Annotated in this window: 13 protein-coding genes and 4 pseudogenes; 7 read left to right on the top strand and 10 right to left on the bottom strand. The window is 70.8% G+C overall.

From position 1 onward, the window contains the following. Positions 1-123: 123 nt before the first annotated feature. Complete coding sequence (locus ACZ3IG_RS34750; protein WP_467437151.1) at positions 124-1,350, bottom strand: benzoate/H(+) symporter BenE family transporter; 1,227 nt, start codon at positions 1,348-1,350, stop codon at positions 124-126. A gap of 149 nt (positions 1,351-1,499) precedes the next feature. Between ACZ3IG_RS34750 and ACZ3IG_RS34745 the strand changes: the two genes are divergently transcribed. Next, a complete protein-coding gene (locus tag ACZ3IG_RS34745) occupies positions 1,500-2,414 on the top strand; it encodes a beta-ketoacyl-[acyl-carrier-protein] synthase family protein (RefSeq protein ID WP_467437150.1) in 915 nt (304 codons plus the stop codon). Positions 2,415-2,454: 40 nt separating this feature from the next. Here the strand turns inward: ACZ3IG_RS34745 and ACZ3IG_RS34740 are convergent, their stop codons facing one another. The 5 genes from ACZ3IG_RS34740 to ACZ3IG_RS34720 all read right to left on the bottom strand — a co-directional run bounded on the left by ACZ3IG_RS34740 (position 2,455) and on the right by ACZ3IG_RS34720 (position 7,332). Continuing rightward, entirely contained in the window at positions 2,455-3,606 is a 1,152-nt protein-coding gene (locus ACZ3IG_RS34740) for an acyl-CoA dehydrogenase family protein (protein WP_467437148.1), read from the bottom strand. A 54-nt stretch (positions 3,607-3,660) separates the two neighbouring features. Next, positions 3,661-4,530 (bottom strand): amidohydrolase family protein, encoded by an 870-nt coding sequence (locus ACZ3IG_RS34735; protein ID WP_467437147.1) that lies wholly within the window; start codon positions 4,528-4,530, stop codon positions 3,661-3,663. Positions 4,531-4,573: 43 nt separating this feature from the next. Continuing rightward, complete coding sequence (locus tag ACZ3IG_RS34730) at positions 4,574-5,479, bottom strand: phytanoyl-CoA dioxygenase family protein (protein ID WP_467437145.1); 906 nt, start codon at positions 5,477-5,479, stop codon at positions 4,574-4,576. Between the two features lie 13 nt (positions 5,480-5,492). Further along, a complete protein-coding gene (locus ACZ3IG_RS34725; RefSeq protein ID WP_467437144.1) occupies positions 5,493-5,750 on the bottom strand; it encodes an acyl carrier protein in 258 nt (85 codons plus the stop codon). Positions 5,751-6,405: 655 nt separating this feature from the next. Further along, entirely contained in the window at positions 6,406-7,332 is a 927-nt protein-coding gene (locus tag ACZ3IG_RS34720; protein WP_467437143.1) for a ParB/RepB/Spo0J family partition protein, read from the bottom strand. Positions 7,333-7,854: 522 nt separating this feature from the next. On the opposite strand from ACZ3IG_RS34720, the gene ACZ3IG_RS34715 reads away from it, so the two are divergent. The 3 genes and pseudogenes from ACZ3IG_RS34715 to ACZ3IG_RS34705 form a co-directional block, all read left to right on the top strand. Next, positions 7,855-8,337, top strand: coding sequence for a hypothetical protein (locus ACZ3IG_RS34715; protein ID WP_467437142.1), 483 nt, complete (start codon positions 7,855-7,857; stop codon positions 8,335-8,337). Between the two features lie 99 nt (positions 8,338-8,436). Continuing rightward, positions 8,437-9,717, top strand: a complete 1,281-nt coding sequence (locus ACZ3IG_RS34710) for a cation:proton antiporter domain-containing protein (protein ID WP_467437141.1) — start codon at positions 8,437-8,439, stop codon at positions 9,715-9,717. Positions 9,718-9,999: 282 nt separating this feature from the next. Continuing rightward, positions 10,000-10,404: pseudogene (locus ACZ3IG_RS34705) on the top strand (FAD-dependent oxidoreductase); the annotation flags it as partial. 151 nt (positions 10,405-10,555) lie between these two features. Here ACZ3IG_RS34705 and ACZ3IG_RS34700 read toward each other — a convergent pair. Continuing rightward, positions 10,556-11,467, bottom strand: coding sequence for a LysR family transcriptional regulator (locus ACZ3IG_RS34700; protein WP_388397421.1), 912 nt, complete (start codon positions 11,465-11,467; stop codon positions 10,556-10,558). 122 nt (positions 11,468-11,589) lie between these two features. Between ACZ3IG_RS34700 and ACZ3IG_RS34695 the strand changes: the two genes are divergently transcribed. After that, positions 11,590-11,955 carry a darcynin family protein gene (locus ACZ3IG_RS34695; protein WP_467437139.1) on the top strand — a complete coding sequence of 122 codons (366 nt, stop codon included), beginning with the start codon at positions 11,590-11,592 and terminating at the stop codon, positions 11,953-11,955. Between the two features lie 31 nt (positions 11,956-11,986). Next, positions 11,987-12,745 (top strand): SDR family NAD(P)-dependent oxidoreductase, encoded by a 759-nt coding sequence (locus tag ACZ3IG_RS34690; protein WP_467437137.1) that lies wholly within the window; start codon positions 11,987-11,989, stop codon positions 12,743-12,745. 69 nt (positions 12,746-12,814) lie between these two features. On the opposite strand, the pseudogene ACZ3IG_RS34685 reads toward ACZ3IG_RS34690, so the two are convergent. Then, a pseudogene (locus tag ACZ3IG_RS34685) lies at positions 12,815-14,249 on the bottom strand (Tn3 family transposase); the annotation flags it as partial. Between the two features lie 149 nt (positions 14,250-14,398). Here ACZ3IG_RS34685 and ACZ3IG_RS34680 point away from each other — a divergent pair. Continuing rightward, positions 14,399-14,692, top strand: a pseudogene (locus tag ACZ3IG_RS34680) (asparagine synthase-related protein); the annotation flags it as partial. Here ACZ3IG_RS34680 and ACZ3IG_RS34675 read toward each other — a convergent pair. Together ACZ3IG_RS34675 and ACZ3IG_RS34670 are read right to left on the bottom strand one after the other, a co-directional pair. Further along, positions 14,609-14,881 (bottom strand): annotated as a pseudogene (locus tag ACZ3IG_RS34675) (transposase); the annotation flags it as partial. The pseudogenes ACZ3IG_RS34680 and ACZ3IG_RS34675 sit on opposite strands and share 84 nt — an antisense overlap. Positions 14,882-15,032: 151 nt before the next feature. Beyond that, positions 15,033-15,602 (bottom strand): TetR/AcrR family transcriptional regulator, encoded by a 570-nt coding sequence (locus ACZ3IG_RS34670; RefSeq protein WP_467437136.1) that lies wholly within the window; start codon positions 15,600-15,602, stop codon positions 15,033-15,035. Positions 15,603-15,893 lie beyond the last annotated feature (291 nt).

The following is a 15,893-nucleotide window of genomic DNA, read 5'->3' as shown; positions in this document are numbered from 1 at the left end:
TCTATCCGTCGGCCGCGGCGGCCTCGGCGGGCTTCCCGGCCGCCCGGGTCCTGCGCGTGGTCCGGATCACCAGCGCGGTGAGGACAGTGGCTGTCCCGCCCGGGCGCCGCGTGCCGCCCCGGTCTATCCCTCGGCCGGGGCGGCCTCGGCGGGCTTCCCGGCCGCCCGGGTCCTGCGCGTGGTCCGGATCACCAGCGCGGTGAGGACACCGGCGAGCAGGCCCCAGAAGGCGGAGCCGATGCCGAGCAGCGTCACCCCGGACGCGGTCGCCAGGAAGGTGACCGCGGCCGGCTCCCGCCAGTCCTCGTCGGCCAGCGCCGACGACAGGGAGTTGATGATGGTGTTGAGCAGTCCGAGGCCGGCGATCCCGGCGATCAGGGACTTCGGCAGGGCCATCAGCAGGGCGCCGACGGTGCCGCCGAACACACCGACGCACAGGAAGAACACCCCGGCCCACACGCCGGCCAGGAAGCGCCGGTCCCGGTCCTCGTGTGCCTGGGGGCCGGTGCAGATCGCCGCGGTGATGGCGGCGAGGTTGAGTCCGAAGCAGCCGAACGGGGCGAGCAGCAGGTTGGCCGCGCCGGTCCAGCCGACCAGCGGGGAGACGGGTACCTGGTAGCCGTCGTTGCGCAGCACCGCCACGCCGGCCAGGTTCTGCGACACCATGGTCACCACGAACAGCGGCAGTCCGGCGCCGATGATCACCTGCCAGGAGAACTCCGGCATGGTGAAGACCGGCGCGGCGAGCGCCAGGTCCACCTGGCCGAGGTGGACCGAGCCGGACAGCGAGGCCGCGACGGCGCCGGTGACCAGGGCGGCCACCACCGCGTACCTCGGCAGCCATCGGCGGCACACCAGGTAGACGGCGAACATGGGGAACACCGTGCCGAAGCTGTCGCGCATCGCGCTGAACAGGCCGGTGCCGAACCTGACCAGGATTCCGGCGAGCAGACCCGCGGTGAGGGCCACCGGGACGCGGTCCATGACGCGCGCGAACCAGCCGGTGAGGCCGCTGACGGTGATCAGCGCCGCGGACACCAGGAACGCGCCGACGGCCTGCGCCATGGTGGCGCCGAGCAGGCCGGTGGCCAGCACGGCGGCGCCCGGCGTGGACCACGCCGTGACCACTGGTGTACGGAAACGCAGGGACAGCCCTATGCTCGTGGCGCTCAGTCCGACGCCCAGCGCGAGCATCCACGAGGCCAGTTCGTCGGCCGACGCGCCCGCGGCCTTCGCGGCGGTGAAGACGACGGCCGCGGAGCTGGCGGTGCCGACCAGTACGGAGACCAGGCCGGCGACGACCGCTGAGGGGGGTGCCGTTTGCCGCGTTAAGCGAGACAGCGACTTCATAAGTTCGTGATCGTACCGGAGCCGGTGTCCGCCTCGGCCGTGGCCGCGGCACTCAGATCCGGTTCCGGCGAGCCACGGGGTGCCGACCTGGGCACTCCCCCCGGCCTTCTCCTTCCGCGTACCGCCGTCTCACGTTACGGATGCCGAGCATGCCCGAACAGTCGCTGTATCTCCGCGGTCTCGCCTACACGGTGGGGGACGCCGTGCCCCTCGCCGACATCGAGGAGGGCGATCCGGAGCAGGTGCAGGTCTTCACCAGACTCGGCCTGCACTATTACCGGAAGAGTCCGCTCAGCCTGCCGGAACTGTGCCATCGATCGGTCGGTGAGACCCTGCGGACGAGCGGCGTCGACCCGGCCCGCATCGGCGCGGTGCTGCTGGCGCCGACCGTCAACTCCATCCACGCCGTGGGGCTGGACTACCCCGAGGTGGCGCGGATCCTCGGTGACCACGGTCTGGTCGACGCCAAGCTGTACGGGGTCACCCTCTCCAAGTGCTCCAACCTGTCGGCCGCCCTGGAGCTGGGGTCCAGTCTGCTGCGGGCCAACGACTACTCGGAGGTCCTGATCGTGGTGGGCGACAAGTGCGCCCGGGACCGCGACCGGTTCATGGACTCGGCCGAGTCCATCCTCAGCGACGGGGCGCTGTCGTTCGTCCTGTCGCGGACGGCGGGCGACTACGAGCTGAAGCACCTGGCGACCAGCAGCGACCTGTCCCACCTGACCAGGACCTTCGGGGTGCTCGCCTTCGTGGACAACTCGGCCAAGCACCTGGGCGCGTTGTGGCGGGACATTCCGCCGGAGTTCCCGCTGGAGAAGATGGAGAAGGTCTTCTGCGGCAACTACAACATGCTGATCCAGCGCGGTCTCATGCGGGAGCTGCGGGTCGGACGGGAGATGTTCTACCTCGACAACCTGCGGCGGCTGGGCCATGTGTTCTCCTGCGATGTGCTGATCAACCTCACCGACTACGCGGCCTCGACGCCCGTGGCGTCCGGTGCGACCTTCACCTGTCTGACCGTGGGCTACTTCCGGTGGGGGTGCTTCGTGCTGCGCAAGTGCTGAGTCCGGCGCTGCCCGGCGCCGCCCGGCGCCGCGCGCGTCGTCACAGCTCGGTGTCGGCGATGATCTCCCGCATGATCTCGCTGGCACCGCCGGCGATGGTGTCCAGCCGGGTGTCCCTGAACAGGCGGGCGATCGGTGTCCCTTCGAGGTAGCCGTGCCCGCCGAACAGCTGGAGGCACTGGCCGGTGACGTCCACGGCCAGTTCGGTGGCGCGCAGTTTCGCCATCGCGCTCTCGGACATCGCCAGCTTTCCCCGGCTGTGCAGCCAGGCCGCGTGGTAGGTGAGCTGGCGGGCCGCCTCCGTATGGCTCATCAGCTCGGCCAGCCGGTGCCGTACCACCTGGTGGCGGGCGAGCGCCTGGCCGAAGACCTGACGGTCGCGGGTGTGCCGGCGGGCCAGTTCCAGCGCGCGGTCCGCTTCGCCGAGGGCCAGGACGGCGGCCGCGATCCGTTCCAGCTGGAACGCCTTCATGATCCACATGAATCCGGAGTTCTTCCGGCCGAGCAGCCGGCCGCCGTCCACGCGTACGTCGTCGAAGCGCACCGTCGCGGTGTCGGAGCAGTGCCATCCCAGTTTCTCCACGGGGCTCCGGGTCACGCCCGGCGCCTGGGCGTCGATGACGAAGAGGGAGAGGGTGCCGGAGCCGGTGGCGGTCGCCGGGCCGTCCGCCGTCCGGGCCGCGGTGACGAGGAAGTCCGCGTTCATGCCGTTGGTGACGAACGCCTTGGTGCCGCTGATCAGGTACCCGTCGCCGGCGGGCCGTGCCGCGCAGCCGATGGCCGACACGTCGGAGCCGGCCTGGGGTTCGGTGATGGCCAGGGCGGCGATCATGTCGCCCTCGACGGCGGGCTTGAGGTAGGCCAGTTTCTGCTGGTGGTCGCCGGCCAGGTGCAGGTAGGCGGTGGCCATGTAGCTGTGCACGGACAGCGCGCCGCGAAAGCCGCCGCTGCCGAGCCGCCCCAGCTCCTCCAGGTAGGCCACCGAGTGGAAGAACGGCAGCTCGCGGCCCCCGTAGGCGCGGGGGTAGTGCAGTCCCAGCAGCTCGTGCCGGGCGAACAGTTTCCACACCTCGCGGGGGATGCGGCGCTCGGCCTCCCAGGTGTCCAGTCGCGGGGTGACGTGCTCGTCGAGGAAGCGGCGGGTGCGCTGCCGGAACGTCTCCGCCTCGGGGGGAAAGTAGATCGAGTCCACGCTCACACCGTCGTTCTCGGGCCGGGGCTCCCCCGCCGGGCGCGAGGGAGGTCGTCAGGCGGTGGTGCCGTACAGGAACCTGCGCGCGTTCCGCTCGAACAGTCCCGCCTGCTGCGCGGGCGTCAGACGGGCGCGCATCGCCTCGATCCTGTCCCCCAGGTTCCCGGAGAAGTCGAAGAGCGGGGCGTCGGAGCCGAACAGCACCTGGTCGGGCACCTTGGCGCAGCTCTCCAACATCAACTCCAGGTCAGAGTCGGAGAGTTGGTGGAACGACGAGATGTCCGCCCAGAGGTTGGCGGGGTGTGCCAGCAGCAGCCGGACGGTTCCCTCCAGGTCCCACACCATGCCGTGCGCCAGTGTGACGCGCAGGTCCGGGAAGCGTCGGACGACCTCTTCGAGGCTGTGCGGGTAGCGCCGGGAGTCGCTGAGGGCGGGCAACGAGGGCCCCGAGTGCGTCAGTACCGGGACGCCGTTGTCGTTGCAGTGCCGCCACAGCGGGGTCAGCCGCTCGTCGTCCAGCTCGAAGCCGCAGGGCGGGTAGAGCTTGACGCCCTCGCAGCCGGGCGTCGCCGTCCAGCGCTTGACGAGGTCGAGCGCCGTGGGGCCGCGCGAGGGGTCGAAGCCGGCGAAGAACGTGAGGCGTCCGCCGGAGGCCGCGGTGACCTCGGCGTGGTGCCGGTGGACGTCCTCGATGGACAGCGGCGGCTCGCCGAGCGCCGGGCCGAAGTCGGCGATGAGCAGCACCGACTTGGTGATGCCGTAGGTGTCCATCTGGGAGAGCAGCCGCTTGCCGTCCCGGTCGGACAGGTAGAGACGCAGTGCGCGCCGGACCCGGTGGTCGTCGCCGATCGACGCGGCGATGCCCTCGACGAAGCCCGGGGAGACGCAGCGTGCGTCGGCCAGGTGCACATGGATGTCGATCATGGGTGCCGGTCTCCGGAGTCGGGGATGGCCCAGGGCGGCAGGGTCATCCCGCCGTGGTGCGGTGCAGCGTCGGGAAGATCTCGGGGTCGCTGTAGTCCGGGAGCCCGTTCGCCGACGTGCGGCAGATCAGGTCGTGGGAGTGCTGGTAGACGGGCTTCGTCCGGCTCAGGAAGTTCAGGTCGCGGTATCGGTTCTCGCCGTCCTGCAGATGCACCGACAGGGCCCGCCTCGGCAGGTCGGACACGTTGGGGTAACTGCCGTGGATCGTGTAGCAGTCGTGGAAGCTGACCTGGCCGCGCTGGAGTTGCAGCGGTACCTCGATCAGTTCGTCGCCCTCGCTGTTGATCAGCTTCGACTTGATGTAGTCCTGGTTCTTCTCGTCGAAGGTGACCAGCGCGTGGTTGTTGCGCCACCGGTGGCTGCCCTTGATCACCACCAGGCATCCGTTCTGTGTGGAGCAGTCGTGCAGCGGGATCCAGGCCGTGATCATCCGGTTCGAGGTGCAGGTCGGCCAGTACCGCTTGTCCTGATGGAACCCGGTCACCCCCTCGTTCTCCGCGGGGCTGCTCGCCGGTGCCTTGTAGATGAGCTGGTCCTTCCAGGACCTGATCTCCGTGGCGCCGGTCAGCGCGGCGGCGATCGACGCGATGACCGGGTGCCGGGCCAGCGCGCGGAGCCCGAAGCTGTGGAAGGAGGCGTAGCCGTCGGCGCGGCTGCGGGTGCGGTCGGTGAAGGGGACACCGAAGTTGGGGTCCACGCGGTGGTTGTCGCTCCAGGGGAAGCGCTGGTCGTACTCGCCTCGGTAGAGCCGCTCGCTGCCCTCCAGCGCGCCGGCGATCAGCTCCTCGCTGAGGATCTTCTGAGACACGTAGTAGCCGTTCTGCCGGTAGGAGGCGATGTCGTCCTCCGTGGGCATCAGGGCGTGCGTGTCGAGTTCCTTGTCGCTCATGGCCCGGCTCCCCTCACAGCTCCCGCAACCGTTCCACCAGCGCGACGAGATCGCCGACCGTGGTGATCTCGGAGAGGTCGATGTGCTCGGCGACCTCGTCGAGTTCCTTGCCGATACTGTCCTCCAGGCTCAGCAGCAGGTTGATGTATTTCATCGAATCCATGCCCAGATCCTGAAGCGGGGTGGACGCGGACAGCTCGGCGCGACGTTCCGCCACGTCCTCGCCGAGCATCGCGACCAATACCCGGAACACTTCGTCGAACGGTGTCATTGGAGTCGTCATCGGCACTTCCCACTAGGCGTTTCGCAGCGCGCGTGGCTGGGGCGGTCGACCGGAGAATTTCGCCGAGAAATCCGGGGAAGCCGGCTCGTCCGGAATCGGCTCCGTCATCGATCGCCGATATTACTGGGCGGGTCTGACGCGCTCAATGTTCCGTTCTCGGACGGGATCGATGCGCGTTCGGTCCGCCGGCGGTGCGCCTTGTCCAGGGTCGCGTCGAAGAAAGCCGGGGCGTACGCCGGCGATCGGTCGCGCGCCGCTCGCCCTCCTGACAACAACACAGGGGGTCCGGGGCCGGGCAGGCCCCGGGTCCGCGCGTCCGGGCGCCTCGCGTCCGATCCCGCGCGTCCGGGTGCCGCGCGTCCCGCTCGCATGTCCGGGCGCCTCGCCGCCGATCCCACGTGTCCGAGCACCGCGCCGCCGATCCCACGTGTCCGAGCACCGCGCCGCCGATCCCACGTGTCCGAGCACCGCGCCGCCGATCCCGCGCGTCCGAGCGCCGCGCCGCCGATCCCACGTGTCCGGGCACCGCGCCGCCGATCCCGCGCGTCCGAGCGCCGCGCCGCCGATCCCACGTGTCCGGGCACCGCGCGTCCGGCTCGCGGGTCCGGGCGCCGCGCGTCCGAGTCCGTGCGAGGCGGTGTGCTCAGTCCTCGTTCCAGTTCTGGTCGCGCTGTTCGAGGTCGACGGCGAACTGCTGCCACGCCGCGCCGAGGACGCGGGCGAGGTTGGCCACCGTCGTGGCGCAGTGCGACGGGATGCCGGTGGCCAGCAGGGCCCGTTCGTCGGTGCTGAGCAGGCGGGCGTCCAGCAGCCGCAGCAGGACCCGCCCGGTGTCGGTGTAGCGCAGTGAGGGGTCGAGGCGCAGTCGGTTCAGCTCCGATTCCCAGTTCACACCGGGCTGGGGGGCGGGCGCTTCCGCGGCGGGCGGCTTCCGCTTGCCGTGGGGGCCACCGCGGAGCTTGGCGGGAACCGGGTCCCGTCCGTCGCGCACCCGGTCGCGTACGTCCAGCGCGGTCGACGGGGAGATCCCGGCCGCGGCGGCGACCCGCCGCAACGGCATGTCCGGGTCCTCGCGCAGGAGCCGGCCCGCCAGGACCCGGCCCTCGGCGGTACGGCCGGCCGGCCGCCGCCTTCCGTCGCGGCCCACCCGGGTGTCCGACTGCGCGGAATCATCAGTCGAACGCGCCCGGATCGCGCGGACGGTGCCCGCCGCGAGGCCGGTCACCGACGCGATCTTGCGGTCGGACCAGTGCGGGTGCGAACCGAGGATCCTGGCCGCGGCGGCGGTGCGGTCGGACAGCGACAGCGGCAGCCCGTGCCGTATGTTGTGCTGCACCGCCAGCACGAAGGGGTCCTCGCCCCCGTCGTCGAAGCGCACCCGTACGGTGCCGACGCCGCGCAGTTCCAGGGCCCGCAGCCGGTGCCGGCCGTCGATCACCCGCATCGTCGCGCGGTGCACGACCACCGGGGGCAGCAGTTCCTCGTCCACCTCGGCCAGCGCCCGGACGTGGTCCTCGTCCTCCCCGTCGAGCCGGGGCGAGTCGGCGGACAACAGCGTTCTGATCGGCACCCGCACCGGCTCCGCCCCGCCGGGGGCCTCGTCCGTGGAGCGCGTGGGCCGAACCGATGGTGTGGCGTCCACCGGACCGACACCGGCCGAAGGATCGTGCAGCCGGTCAGAAGTGCGCAGCAAAACTGCCCCCTCGATTCAAGCGGTCTCTCGCCCCGCCCGCGCAAGGCCGCGGGAACTCGCCGACCCTGAACGATCAATCGATTGCTGACAACACTGCGGCACTCTATGGAGCCGCCGCACCCCCTGTCGACCTGCCCTCTCACAAAAACCAAAGGGGCGCTGCCGGAAGGTACTTGATCCGGCCAGAGCGTCCTGTGCCCGTCCTGTCACTCGCGCCCATTCAGCCCCTCCTTTCTCCGTCTCCCGGCGCCCTGTCGATCACCTGTTGACATTCAAGATGCTGTCGAGCATGGTTTTGCGCGATGTTCCGCCCGAGTGTTCAGGGGCTTGGCTACGCGACCTTTTCTCTACAGCGCAGGCGGCGAGACCGCGTGGCTTCACCACAGAGGAGGGAGCGCCGTGGCCGCCGTACCCGAAAATCCGGAGACCGCCGAAGTCGCCGTGCTCGACCCGTTCTCCCTGTACCGGATCGCCGTGGGCCACACACCGGCGGGACGGGCGCTGAGGAAGGCGGCGCAGGGCGGGACGGTCCGTCTCCTCACGCCGGCCGTGGCGTTCGCCGTCGCCTGCTCCATGCGTACCTGCTGGGACGAGACGTGCGACCAGGACCACAGAGACGGCATCGGCGTCCCGGTGCGCGGATTCCAGGAGCTCGGCGGTACGGAGATCGTCGGCCTCTCCCCCACGGAGACGATCGCGGCCGGACAGTTGTACGCGGCCGCCATGGACCGCCGGGTCACGGGCGCGGAAGTACTCGCGGCCTGCCACTGCTCGGTCCTCGCCGAAGCGTCGGGGGTACCGGTCATTTCGGCGGCCCGAGCGTCGTACTGCTACGCGGCTCTGGTCCCCGTGGGGCTGAACGTCCGTATCGACCTGATCTGACGTTCCCCGCGGCTCCTCCGTCCGTCGCGCGGAATCCCGTACGCGGGTGAGGGTTGCTGTCCTGGCGGGCGGGCCGCGCTACGAACGGAGACACACCTCTTGACCACGCAACAGACCACGTCCTTACTCGCCGGTCTCGCCGTGATGGTGCTGCTGGCCCGTCTGCTGGGCGCGTTGGCGAGGCGTTTCGGCCAGCCGCCCGTGATCGGCGAGGTCCTCGCCGGAATCGCGCTCGGCCCTACCCTCTTCCACGGGGCGGTCTCCGACGCCCTCTTCCCTTCCTCCACCCGGCCGTTGCTCAGCGCGCTGGCCGCCGTGGGCGTCGCGGTCTTCATGTTCATCGTGGGCCTGGACTGGGACGCGGCCCTGATCCGCGGCAGCGGGGCCATCGCCCCCAGTGTGGCGATCTGCTCGATCCTCCTGCCCTTCGGGCTCGGCACCCTGCTCGGACTGCACCTGACGGACGCCCACGCGCACGGTGACCGGACGCCGTTCATCCTCTTCATGGGCATCGCCATGTCGATCACCGCGTTCCCGGTGCTGGCCCGCATCCTCACCGACCGGGGCCTGTCCCGTACCCCGCTCGGCGTGGTGGCGCTAGCCTGCGCCTCCATCGACGACGTCCTCGCCTGGTCGCTGCTGGCCGCCGTCGTCGCCATCAGCGGCTCGGCCGGACCCGACCAGTGGCGCATCCTGCTCGCCGTCCCGTTCCTCCTCGTCATGCTGTTCCTGGTACGTCCGCTGCTGCACCGGGCGGTCGAGCGGCGTGCGGCGCCGCGCCTCACGCCGTCGCTCTTCGCCGTGCTGCTCGCCGGGCTGCTGCTGTCGGCCGCCACCACCGAGTGGCTGGGGCTGCACTACATCTTCGGCGCGTTCCTCTTCGGCGTGGTGCTGCCGCGGTCCGGTACCGAGCGTCTGCGCGCCGATGTGCACGAACGGCTGGGGCAGATGAGCGGCACGCTGCTGCTGCCGGTGTTCTTCCTGGTGGCCGGCCTCCAGGTCGACCTGTCCGGGGTCGACGCGGCCGGTCTGGGCGACCTGGGTCTGATCATGCTGGTGGCGGTGGGCGGGAAGTTCCTGGGCGCGTTCACCGCCGCCCGGGCCAACCGGATGCCGCTTCGGCAGTCCGCCGCGTTGGCCACCCTGATGAACACCCGCGGGCTGACCGAGCTGATCGTGCTCAACCTGGGGCTGCAACTGGGGTTCATCGACGAGGAGTTGTACGCCCTCATGGTGGTGATGGCGGTGCTGACCACGGCGATGGCCGGCCCGCTGCTGACGTGGCTCCTGGGCCGGCCCGCCGATCCCGCCACTCACCTCGCCGCGACTCCCGACACCGAGGGCGGGGCCCGGCGGGCGTCGGGTAGCGCCGCGTCCTAGCCGCGTTCCAGGAACAGGCGCAGGGCGGCGTCGGCGATGGCCTGCCAGGTGGCCGCCTTCTTGCGTTCACGGCGGCCGATGGGGGCGGCCGTGACGTACTGACCGGCCGCCCCCATTCCCCTGCGGATGGTCGTACCGCCTTCTGCAGGTCAGGCCAGCACGCCATCGCGGGCGGCACCAGTCGACCTTGCGCTCCAACTCAGGACCGCGACCCGCGGCAGGCACCAACCGACCCTCACGATCGGAGCACCACCATGAGCACCCCCACCACCACCCCCCCGTATCGCCATCGTCGGCGCCGGCCCCGGCGGCCTGACCTGCGCGCGTATCCTGCAGAAGCACGGCGTCAGCGCCACCGTCTACGACTGTGACAGCGGCCCGGATGCCCGCAACCAGGGCGGCTCCCTGGACCTGCACGAGGACGACGGCCAGATCGCGCTCCGCGAGGCCGGTCTTTTGGACGAATTCTTCGCCCTGTCCCGCCCCGAAAGGCAGGAGATGCGGCAGCTGACGTCCTCGGGCGAGATGGTCGAGCACGAGATCCCCGCCGAGGGGGAGCTCTTCAAACTCGAGATCGACCGCGGTGTGCTCCGCGACCTGCTGCTGAACTCCGTCGAGCCCGGAACAGTCCAGTGGGGCCGTGGCCTCGACCACGTCAGCGGACCCGCCGAGGGCCCGCGTGTCCTACGTAGCGGCCGTCGTTGTCGCTGATGAGGCGGCGCAGGGCGGGTGACCAGTCGGCGCACTCCTCAAGGATGCGGGCGCGGACGGCTGACCCCACCATCCGGCTCCACCGACACGCCCCGGCACAGTGAGGCGCCTGTCCCGGCTTTCGATGTCACCGCGACAGCGAGGCGCGGGCTGTCTCGCGGAGGGTGTCGCGGAGCCAGCGGTGTTCGGGGTCGTTGTCGAGCCGGGGGTGCCAGGCGGCGCGTACGTGCAGCTCGGGCAGCTGGGCCGGGACGTCGAACCAGCGCAGCCCCAGCGGCGGGCCGTACTGCTCGGCGAGCTGTCTCGGTACGAGTCCGGCGTACGGGCTCGACGAGACGAGCAGCAGCGCGGCCGCGTGGGTGGGCACCACTGCGGCCACGTGCCGGTGCAGGTCCGCGGCGGACAGCACGTCGTCCAGCGGGCCGTGAGCCCGGCCGCGCCGGGAGGCGGCGACGTGGTGCGGCGCGCAAAGCCGGTCCAGGGTCAGCGGCTCCGGTCCGTCCAGCGGGCTGCCCGCGCGCGCGATCGCCACCATCCGATCGCGGTACAGCGCCGCCGTGCAGATGTCCGGCGTGGTGAAGGAGCCGACCCCGACGTCCAGGTCGACCGAGCCGTCCCGCAGCGCCTCGATGCTCTCGGTGAGCTCGGCGACGAACCGCAGTACCACCCCGGGCGCCTCAACGGCCACGGTGTCGACCAAGGCCGGGGCCAGGGTGGCGGCCACCCCGTCGTTGATCCGGACGGTGAATGTGCGCCGCAGCTCGGCTGGCCGGACCTCCCGGTCGGCGTGCAGCAGTGCGGACGCCTCGTCCAGCAGGGAGCGCACCCTCGGCGCCGCGCGCAGCGCATAGGGCGTCGGCATCATCCCCCGCCCGGCACGCACCAGCACCGGGTCCCCGCAGGCCCGCCGCAGTCGGCCGAGCGCGCGGCTGGCCGCCGGGATGGACAGGTGCAGCCGCTCCGCTGCAGCGGTCACGCTGCCCTCCTCGACAAGTGCGTCGAAGACCCGCAGCAGGTTCAGGTCGAGCTGTTCCGTCATAGTTGCATCGTACGCAATGTGCACTTGTCAAAGTTGCGTGGCACGAAAGCTTGCCGGTCCCTAGCGTGGATGTCGTCCCGCTCGACGGGTGGGACGACATCGCCGTAAAGGAGACAGCAGCCATGGCGCCGCAGACGTTCGAAGCTTCCCTGACCGCGTTCATCCTGGTGCGGACCACCCGCAGCTGGCTGGACCTCACACCCGAGCAGCGGTTCGAGGTCCTGCGGACCGAGATCCGGCCGGCCATCGAGGCCAAGGGTGTGCAGGTGCGATCGCGGTTCTACGACACGGAGTTCTACTCGGCCCGGGTGAGCGACATCTGGGTCTGGGAAGCTCCCGACCACCACTCGTTCCAGCAGGTCATCGAGGCGTTGCGGGAGACCCGCTTCTGGGATGACTACTTCGAGGTGGTGGACGTGCTGGTGGGCGTGGAGAACGCCTACGCCATCAACTACGGGCAGGACGCCGTCGCCACCATCTGCGCGTGATCGCGCGTCCGCACAGACAGGGATACTCTCGATGACCCGCATCGCACTGATCACCGGCGGCAGTCGTGGCCTGGGCCGCGCAGCCGCGCTCGCGCTGGCCGAGGACGGCGTGGACGTGGTCCTCACCTACCGGTCACACCCCGACGAGGCACAGGCCGTGGTCGCGCAGCTGACCGAACAGGGCCGCTCGGCCGCCGCCCTGCACCTCGACGTCCAGAAGCCCGACAACTTCGCCGCGTTCGCCGACGAGCTGCGTGACACGCTCGGCAGGCAGTGGAACCGGGACCGGTTCGACGTGCTGGTCAACAATGCCGGCTTCGACGGGCACACGCCGTTCGGACAGACCGACGCGGCCACCATGGATGAGCTCTACGCGGTGCACGTGAAGGGTCCGATCCTGCTGACCGAGCTGCTCGCACCGCTGGTCGCGGACGGGGGCCGGGTGCTGTTCACCTCCACGGGGCTGACCCGGTATGTGGCCAACCCCGTCTACTCGGTGTACGCCTCGATGAAGGGCGCGATCGAGGTCTACACGAAGTACGCGGCCAAGGCGCTCGGCCCCCGGGCCATCACGGTCAACGCGGTGGCGCCCGGCGCCACCGCGACGGATTTCGCCGGCGGGATGATCCGCGACAACCCCGACTACCGCGCGATGATCACAGCGAACCACGCCTTCGGCCGGGTGGGGGAGCCCGCCGACGTGGCGGGCACCGTGCGCACCCTCGCATCGCCGAGCGCGGGCTGGATCACCGCCCAGCGGGTCGAGGCCTCCGGCGGGCAAAGTCTCTGAGCCGACGGACGCAGTCGTCGGCCCGTGCAGCACTGATCCCCGCCCGCCCTCTCACCGCCCCCGTCGCTCCAGGCCGATGTTGCACGCCTCGGAGACCAGCAGCGCGACCACCGAGGTGGGCAGGTCCTTCATCCGGGTGGCGCCGTCGCCGAGGTGGACGAAGGCGTCGAGGAACCCGGTCCAGGCACTCACCTCGAACAGCAGGTCCGGCAGGTCGATCTTCGGGAGCATCTTCTCGACCCGCTGGCGCAGCCAGGTCAGGGACTTCGGCTCGACGAGGGCGCCGAGCTTGGCGACGTTCAGCTTCACCCGCCCGTCGCCGGCCACCTCGATGGAGACCTTCGCCGCCGGCCCCGCCTCCTCCAGGCGTGTCGCGAGCTGCTTCCTTCCGGCGTCCAGGCCCCGCACCAACTCCGCCAGGTGCTCCTGGACGGGCATGTCCAGGCTCAAGGCGGCCAGGACGTCCTCCTCGACCGCGTCCCAGTCGTGCCCGTCCAGCAGGCGGGCCCGCGGGTTGGACCAGCGGTGCGAGGGTGAGGCGAACACATCGCGGTTGTTCAGGGCCCGGTGCAACTGCTCCAGCACGCACACCACGTACGCGTCCCGGTCCACCGCCCCCTGCGGCAGATGAGGGTTGGCGTACACCGCCTTGCGCCACGCGGGCGGCACGAGTTTGTCGTCCACCTCGCGCGGCAGCAGCGGCTTAACCCCCGTCTTCCGCCGGGCCAGCGCGGGAAGGCCGCGCACCCCGGCCAGGATGCGTTTCCCGGCGCTCGCTGCGTCCAGCGCCTTCGACTCGCCCAACAGCGCGAGGAACGGGCGCACGGTGGCGTACCGGTTCGTGAGCGCGGCCCGCATGGCGATCTCGGCCGAGTTCTCGTCCTCGGGTACCAGAGGAGACCACCGTGGCCGCCGTGGTCATCACGGCGGCGCGCGGGGCGACCTCCTCCATCGCCGCCCACAGCACGGCCACGTCCAGGTCCGCGTCGTGCTCCTCGACCAGCTCCAGCTCCTCGAACAGGACCTTCGCCGCCCGCGCGAGCACCCGTGACGCCTTCTCCAGCTGCGGCAGCCTCGACAACCGCTCCTTCTCCGTCTTGCGTTTCGCCGTGTTCAGCAGCCGGGTGGCCATCAGGACCTGGAACAGGTCCAGGGCCTCGTCGATCGCCTTCGCCTCCAGGTGCCGCATCACCGCGGTCAGCATCGCCGTGCGCTTCGGCTCCGCCGCCCGCTCCAGCAGCGGTGCCTTCGACCCCAGGTGCCGCATCACCGCGGTCAGCATCGCCGTGCGCTTCGGCTCCGCCGCCCGCTCCAGCAGCGGTGCCTTCGACCCCAGCGCGTACCGGGCCAGCGCCGCCATCCGGTTCGGCGGGATCTGCGACAACCTCAGCCGCCCGAGCCGGTAGGAGCCGATCTCGTCCACCCGCTCCAGCGCGCGGGTGAACGCCGTGCCCGTCGTCCGCGTCGGCGGCCGGCGCAGCCGCTCCAGCTCCGAGAAGTGATGTTCTCCGAGGCGCCGGAGAGGTTCTTCGTCGCCTCCGAGAGCGCGGCGGTGGTGCCGCTGCCCTCGTTCCACGGCGCGGAGGGCTTCGACTGCGGTGTGCTGCTCGGTCGCGAGGCGGCGGTGGGCCTGGCCCACCATGGGCGGGAGGCGTGTGCGTCGGCGCGGCCGGTGGAGACGATATCGCCTGCATCGAGCCCGCCGAAGGGCTGAAAAAGGGCGCAGGGCGGCTGGGGCAGGAAGTGACCGTGGCGGTCCAGCGCCGCGTCCGGGAAGCCGGGGGCACCGTGGGCGCGGACCTGTCGGGTGGCCTGGACTCCTCCACGGCCGTGATCCTGGCCGCCCGACAGGGCGAGGTCCACGGCGACGGCCATGACGTAGGTCCAGCCGCGTTCCTCCAGCGCGAACCGGAAGGGCACGCTGCGGCCACAGCCGGCATCGGCCACGATCACCGGCACCTTCAGTGCCTGCGCGGCCAGCCGGTCCAGCAGTTCCAGAGCCTGGTGCGTTTTGGACACATGCCCGTCCTCTTTGGGTATCCCGGCCCGCTGTCGCCGTCGGTCGTCGTGCTCCCACTCCTGGGGGCAGGTAACACCCGCCCCACCGCCGCGGCACCGACCCGAAGATATCCGCAACGAACTTTGCCAACTCGCCCCGGAGCCGTTCCACCTCCTCCAGCCTCATACCAGCAAGGTGCCCACCACCAGGCGTTATCACCCAACGTAACGAAGCACTACCAGGCGCCCCCATCGCCGCCTTCGGCTGGTGCGCAGGAATCTTGCCCGGTCAGGCCCAGGCCGCGGCGAGCCGACGGGCCATCGCGTGCAGGGTCGGGCGCGAGGGTGCGGGCGCGCCGGTCATCACCATCAGAGCGAGCGGCCCGCACAGTTCGGCGACGGCTGATTGGTCTTCCGGTACCGCGCCGAGCCGAGTCCGGACGTGATCCAGTACAGCGCGGGCCGGTGCGGCCAGCAGGTCGGCGTCGGCGACGAGGCGGCCGACCTCGGAGTCGTGCTGGGCTTCGCCGAGCAGTGCTCGGTAGGCGGCTCCCGCGGGTGAGGTCGTGAGGAAGGTGGCCAGCCTGACCAGGAAATCGGTCATCGCGCGGACCGGGTCGGCGTGTGCGGTGACGGCCAGCTCGTTGCGCGCGTCCTCATCGCAGGCTTCGATCAGGATGTGCGCCTTGGTCGGCCACCACCGGTACACGGTCATCCGCCCCACTCCGGCGCGCTCCGCGATGCCTTTCATGGTCATCGCGGAGTAGCCGATCTCGACGAGCAGGTCGTCGACGGCGCACAGGACGGCGGCGCGGGCGACCTCACTGCGTGGGCGCCCGGGGGCGGCAGGGCCGGTCATGCTGACAGAGTATCGGGACATGGCGTACCGCTACCCGCCGGCCGCAGCCCGGGGCAAGTGCGGCGTGCAACACACGTGAGGTCCCCGGTCCTGTGGGTCCGGCGCCCTTTCGTATCGAGACACTGTGCATCGAATCTGCTAGGGTTTCGAAGCAGCAAGCCTCGTTATTGTCCCGAGCGGGACCGCCCCCGGTCGTTCCCGAAGTGCTTGCGGCGTTGCGCTCCCGTGCGGGCTGCGGGCGGCCGATCCCTTTGGAGCCGTCGCGTCCTGTACGTCGTAATGCCGTAACCC

The organism is Streptomyces sp. NPDC016677 (genome assembly GCF_055562815.1).
Note: the sequence above shows the minus strand (reverse complement) of the source record. Positions and strands in the feature narration are given on the sequence as shown.